This is a genomic window from Polaromonas sp. P3_C2 (genome assembly GCF_056402675.1).
Genome location: NZ_JBFUGX010000255.1, coordinates 1 through 5,714 on the forward strand (window position 1 = coordinate 1; position 5,714 = coordinate 5,714).

At 61.3% G+C, this 5,714-nt stretch carries 5 protein-coding genes; 1 reads left to right on the forward strand and 4 read right to left on the reverse strand.

What is annotated here, in order from left to right:
• Nucleotides 1-724: bestrophin-like domain (locus tag AC1DWI_RS12100; RefSeq protein ID WP_477724911.1), on the forward strand; the 724-nt coding region annotated here is incomplete at its 5' end.
• A gap of 60 nt (nt 725-784) precedes the next feature.
• Here AC1DWI_RS12100 and AC1DWI_RS12105 read toward each other — a convergent pair.
• From AC1DWI_RS12105 to AC1DWI_RS12120, 4 genes are all read right to left on the reverse strand, one after another.
• Nucleotides 785-2,206, reverse strand: a complete 1,422-nt coding sequence (locus AC1DWI_RS12105) for a reverse transcriptase family protein (RefSeq protein ID WP_477669269.1) — start codon at nt 2,204-2,206, stop codon at nt 785-787.
• A gap of 554 nt (nt 2,207-2,760) precedes the next feature.
• Nucleotides 2,761-4,629, reverse strand: a complete 1,869-nt coding sequence (gene lpdA, locus AC1DWI_RS12110) for a dihydrolipoyl dehydrogenase (protein ID WP_477669268.1) — start codon at nt 4,627-4,629, stop codon at nt 2,761-2,763.
• On the reverse strand, nt 4,626-5,216 hold the full coding sequence (locus tag AC1DWI_RS12115) for an Ntn hydrolase family protein (RefSeq protein ID WP_457280579.1): 591 nt from the start codon (nt 5,214-5,216) through the stop codon (nt 4,626-4,628). Before AC1DWI_RS12115 ends, lpdA begins: the two co-directional genes overlap by 4 nt.
• 13 nt (nt 5,217-5,229) lie before the next feature.
• Nucleotides 5,230-5,714 (reverse strand): 2-oxo acid dehydrogenase subunit E2 (locus AC1DWI_RS12120; protein ID WP_477724912.1); only part of this gene is annotated, 485 nt, incomplete at its 5' end.

A 5,714-nucleotide genomic window follows, 5' to 3' on the forward strand; every position in this document is an offset into this window, starting at 1 on the left:
CACGTGGGGCGGTCTGCTTCTGCTGCGGCCGTTGGTGCGCAAGTGGCTCGGTCCGCAGCCAGACGCCAATGACTTTGTCAGCTATTTTCTTTCGGCCTATGGGGTGTTCTACGGGCTGATGCTGGGTCTGATCGCGGTTGCCACCTACCAGAACTTCGCGGATGCGGAAAAAGCCGTGGGCAAGGAGGCAACCGCCATTGCGGCGCTGTACCGCGATCTGTCGAACTATCCGGAGCCAGCGCGCGCCACGCTGGAAGGCGGGATGAGGGACTACGTACGCTTTCTGATCGACGAAGCCTGGGCTGAACAACGGCAAGGAAGGCTGCATCCTGGTGGAACCACGCGCGTTTCAGACATTCACCGCCAACTGCTGTCATTTGCGCCCGCCAGCCGGACACAGGAAATCCTGCATGCCGAAACACTGCGGCAATTCAACAGCTTTCTGGAGGCCCGGTATGCGCGCCTGCAGATCGTCAGCACCTCCCTCTCGGGTGTGCTGTGGTGGGTGGTATGTCTGGGTGCAGCGCTGAACTTTTCGCTGCTGTGGCTGTTTTCCATGGACCGGCTGGCGCTACACCTTGTGCTGTCGGGCATCCTGGCGACTTTTGTCGGCTTGATGCTGTTTTTCATCGCCGCGATGGACAACCCCTTCCGCGGCGAAGAGAGCGTTTCGCCGGAAGCCTTGAAGCTGATTCAGGAGCGGCTGATGCCGTCCCCGCGCTAGCGCCGCGCCGGCGCAGATCAATGCAGCTGCCGTGTGCCACCTCCGCGGCCATGGCAACCCTCAGATCGACCAGTTGATCTGCCCAAACAGGCGCATGAGTCTGGCCTGCCGCGTCATGCTGAATTGCCCGACCCAACCAATCCGGCCCAGCAGGTGTGATCGAAAATCGGCAAGCCCGTCCTTGTTTTGCGAGGCTGGCCCATGCAGCACGCTTTGATGCAAACACGCTTTCAGCCGGTCGAAATCATCACGCGGAACATTTGGTCGCACATTGACCACGACTCCGGTCACGCGCTGCCGCTGATGCCGGGGCAGGCAACGCGTCTTGTCCGGATGCAGGGTAAAACCTTCGTCGCGAACGATCTCTGCAACCCAGGCGTGCAAGGCGCGAAACTGCCGTCGCAGCGACTCGGGGCCTGAAAATACCAGGTCATCGGCATAGCGCGTATAGCTCGCGCCGAACACCCAGGCCAAGCCTTCAAGCCGCAAATCGAGATTGAAAGCACAGAGGTTGGCCAGCGCCGGGGAGGTGGGCGCGCCCTGCGGCAAATGCGCGGAACCAAGGCGCTTGGCCCCTATCCAGTCAAGCCCGCCATCGTCGCGCAGACGCTCGATCACCATCCCCGCCGTGCGGTGTGTGCAGAGCGCGGTGAGACTTCGCGCCACGCCTTCGGGGTAACCCAGCGTGCGCCAGACTGCATTGATCTGGGCCGCCCCTACGCTGCCAAAGAAATCCTGCAAGTCAAAACGGATGACCACGGCTTGCCCGACGTGAGCTGCCGCATGGGTTTTGACTGAGCGGCCGACGGTAAAGCCGTGCGCGGCTTCATGCACCGGCACCTGACTGAGCAGCGTATGCAGGATGTGACGTTGCACACGCTTGAGTTCTGCCTTGGGCGTCTCCAGCAAACGCAGGCCACCTGTCTGCTTGGGCTGCAGGCTGTAGCGATAGTGTTCAACAACTGCCGGCGTCGCCGGAGCCAGCCAGCGCAGTTGCTCGCGGGAGAGCTGGAGCCAGCGCGCCAGATCGGCATCCGTAGGGATGTCGGGCAAGACACAAGCTTCCAGCCCCAACGGCCGGGGGCGCATCACCGCCGGTCGCAGGATTAACCGGCGAATTCGCGGTGGCCTTTCCGGCTCGGGGTCATCCCGGTCATCGCTTGGCTGCGAGGCTTGCGGCTCACTGGAGTCATTGGGCTCTCCGTCTTCGTCGTCGTCCTCCTCCCCAAAGGCCAGATCAAAAGCATGCGATGCCTCCAGCCGCCGCGCCAGCGAAGTGACGTCAAATTTTTGCCAGGTGATGGTCGAAAGCAAGGTCAGCGGTTCCAGTAACTCCCGAAGCCACGCGGGTCGCTGCCCGAGGGCTGCTGCGGCCCTTGCCTGAAGGGCGCCCAAGGCAGTGCCGCCCGCCTTGTCCGCGTCGGCGAGCAGTGCGCGAGCCAGGCCGCGTGCAATCAAATGTCGGAAGCTGGCTTCGCGCATGGAATTGGGTTGACGCCGGCATCCCAACCAGCAGGTCATGCGTGAGCTGGGTGCGCAGAATGCGCAGTCCGCTCACGCGCCGAAATCGCAAAGTACAAAAAAACCATGGGGGTACCCCATGGCGCGGACAGGCAGCAACGAATCGCGTCCCGCTCGCAACACTTGGAATGCTGGCGTCGTCGAAATTCTAATGGCTTGCCCTCGGCAACGAGCTGTTGTCCCGCGCTGTGAAGGTGCCAAAACAACAGGGAATGCTTTAGATGTACGTCTACGCGGCCCGCACATGTCAAAAAGAATGCCAACCAAGAGAACGCAACGCGCTATCAATTCAATAGCTGCTTGCGCTCACCTGATAAGGGTCAGAGGCATTCTTACCTGCAGATCGGTTATGGGAAGCACTAGCGCATGCAAGGCTCCAGCTAAACGTCGGCCTTGGGTTACGCAAGGCTTTTCCAGGTCGCGTTCAAACTTCAGCAATAAGAAAGCCGCGCAGCCCTTCAGGAATCTGCGCGGCCAGCTACTGATTTCGTAGCGCCTCTGGCAACTTTTCAGCGTTACTTTCGCGTTGGCGGCAAATCGGTGCAACTGCCGTGCGCCACTTCCGCCGCCATGCCGATGCTTTCGCCCAGCGTCGGGTGCGGGTGTATGGTCTTGCCGATATCGACGGCGTCGGCACCCATCTCAATGGCCAGTGCGATCTCGCCGATCATGTCGCCGGCATGCGTGCCGACAATGCCGCCACCCAGGATCCTGCCGTGGCCGTGCGCCTCAGGGCTGTCGTCAAACAGCAGCTTGGTGAAGCCTTCGTCGCGGCCATTGGCGATGGCGCGTCCGGAAGCCGTCCAGGGGAACAGGCCCTTCTTGACCTTGATACCTTCGGCCTTGGCCTGGTCTTCCGTGAGGCCGACCCATGCGACTTCGGGGTCGGTGTAAGCCACGCTGGGGATCACGCGGGCGTTGAAGGCTGCACTGGCCAGTTCCTTGTTGCCTTGCAGTTCACCGGCAATGACTTCGGCAGCCACGTGTGCTTCGTGCACGGCCTTGTGCGCCAGCATGGGCTGGCCCACGATGTCACCGATGGCGAAGATGTGCGGCACGTTGGTACGCATCTGGATATCGACCGGAATGAAGCCGCGGTCGGAGACCGTGATTCCGGCTTTTTCGGCAGCCAGTTTCTTGCCATTGGGTGTCCGGCCCACAGCTTGCAACACCAGGTCATAGGTCTGCGGGGCCGGGGCGCTGCCGCCTGCCTCCGCGGACTCAAATGTGACTTCGATGCCTGCCTTGGTGGCCTTGGCGCCCACGGTTTTGGTTTTGAGCATGATGTTGTCAAAACGCGGTGCATTCATCTTTTGCCAGACCTTGACGAGGTCGCGGTCGGCGCCCTGCATCAGGCCATCCATCATTTCGACCACATCGAGGCGTGCGCCCAGCGTGGAATACACGGTGCCCATTTCGAGGCCGATGATACCGCCGCCCAGGATCAGCATGCGCTTGGGCACCTCTTTAAGCGCCAGCGCCCCGGTGCTGTCCACCACGCGTGGATCGTTTGGCATGAAAGGCAGGCGTACAGCTTGCGAACCAGCTGCGATGATGCAGTTCTTGAATGCGATGGTCTGGCTCTTGCCGGTTTTTTCCTGGCCTTCGGCACCGCTGGTTTCTTCAACCTGCAGGTGATTGGCGCCAACGAACTGGCCCAAACCGCGCACGACGGTGACCTTGCGCATCTTGGCCATGGCCGTCAGCCCACCGGTGAGCTTGCCGACGACCTTTTCTTTATGGGTACGCAATTTATTGATGTCGAGCTTGGGCTCTCCAAAACTCACGCCGAGGGCGTCGAAATGCTTGACCTCGTCCATCACGGCGGCCACATGCAACAAGGCCTTGGAGGGAATGCAGCCGACATTCAGGCAGACGCCGCCCAACGTGGCGTAGCGCTCTACCAGCACAACCTTCAGGCCCAGATCGGCGGCACGGAAGGCGGCGGAGTAGCCGCCAGGGCCGGCGCCCAGCACCAGAACGTCGCAGTCCAGGTCGGCCGAGCCGGTGAAACTGGCCGCAACCGGAGCTGGTGCTGCGGCAGGACTTGCTACAGTTTTAGGAGCTGCTTGCGCAGGTGCTGCGGGCGCTGCAGCCTGCTTTTGTGCCGCATCTGTGGCGGGCGCAGCGGCGGCACCGGTGCTTTCCAGCGTCAGCACGACGGAGCCTTGCTTGACCTTGTCGCCCACCTTGACCTTGATGTCCTTGACCACGCCGGCCGACGAAGACGGGATTTCCATCGAGGCCTTGTCGCTTTCAACGGTGATCAGGCTCTGCTCGGCCTTGATGGTGTCGCCGGGCTTGACCAGCACTTCAATGACGGACACTTCGTCGAAGTCGCCGATGTCCGGTACCTTGATGTCGATCACAGGAGATGCACTCATTTGGAGGCTTTCAATTTAAGGGTGAATATGTCGACGGGTCCGGCGGAGTTCTTGTCGAACTCGCAACCCGCATTCAGGCCGGCCATGGCCACTTCGCGTGCGGTCTTGGCCTTGTCCCACGCGGCATGCATGGCGCCGAGCGCAAAGCTGCGGCCTGAGCCGATGCCCCAGAATTCCTTGAATTCAAAAACTTCACGGTAGCTGTAAAGACCGTAAATGCCGCTGGCATTGGCGATCACCACGGTGAACTGGCTGGACTCGTAGGGATCGTTGTCGTCTTCCTTGGTCTGCAGGAAAAACGTTTCCTTCAGCATGGGGTGCAGCTTGACGAAGGTGTCGAACACCTCGTCGCGCGAGCCCAGCTTGAGCTGCTCTTTGGGCAAGGCCGCCATGGCCTTGCGCAGCACCGGAAAATGCGCCACCGTGCCGGCCATGCCCACATAGCTCATGCCCGCGGGCGTGTCGACCTTGAATATCTTGCTGTTGGCTTCAAACCGGTGGCCCAGGCTGGTGTCGCCGAAGGTCACCAGCGTGTCGGCCGCAATGGCGACCTGCCCCGCCTTTTTGACGACTACAAGTGTTGTCATGGTTCCGCCCCGTTTAGAGGAGGACGCGGCGGAAGTCGGCGAGGATTTGGCCCAGGTAAGCGTTAAAGCGCGCAGCGCCTGCGCCGTCGATCACCCGGTGATCCCAAGCCAAAGACATCGGCAGCATCAGGCGCGGCTGGAAGGCCTTGCCGTCCCACACCGGCTCCATCTGGCTCTTGGACACGCCGAGGATGGCGACTTCCGGCGCGTTAATGATGGGCGTGAAGTAACGCCCGCCAATGCCGCCCAGTGAAGAGATGGTGAAGCTGGCGCCCTGCATTTCGGCTGGCGTCAATTTACCGTCACGCGCCTTCTTGGCCAGCTCGCCCATTTCCTGGCTGATCTGCAGCACGCCTTTTTTGTCGGCGTCTTTCAGCACGGGAACGACCAGTCCGTTGGGCGTGTCGGCAGCAAAACCGATGTGGTAATACTGCTTGTAGACGATCTGGTCGCCGTCGAGCGAGGCATTGAACTCGGGGTATTTCTTCAGGGCCGCAA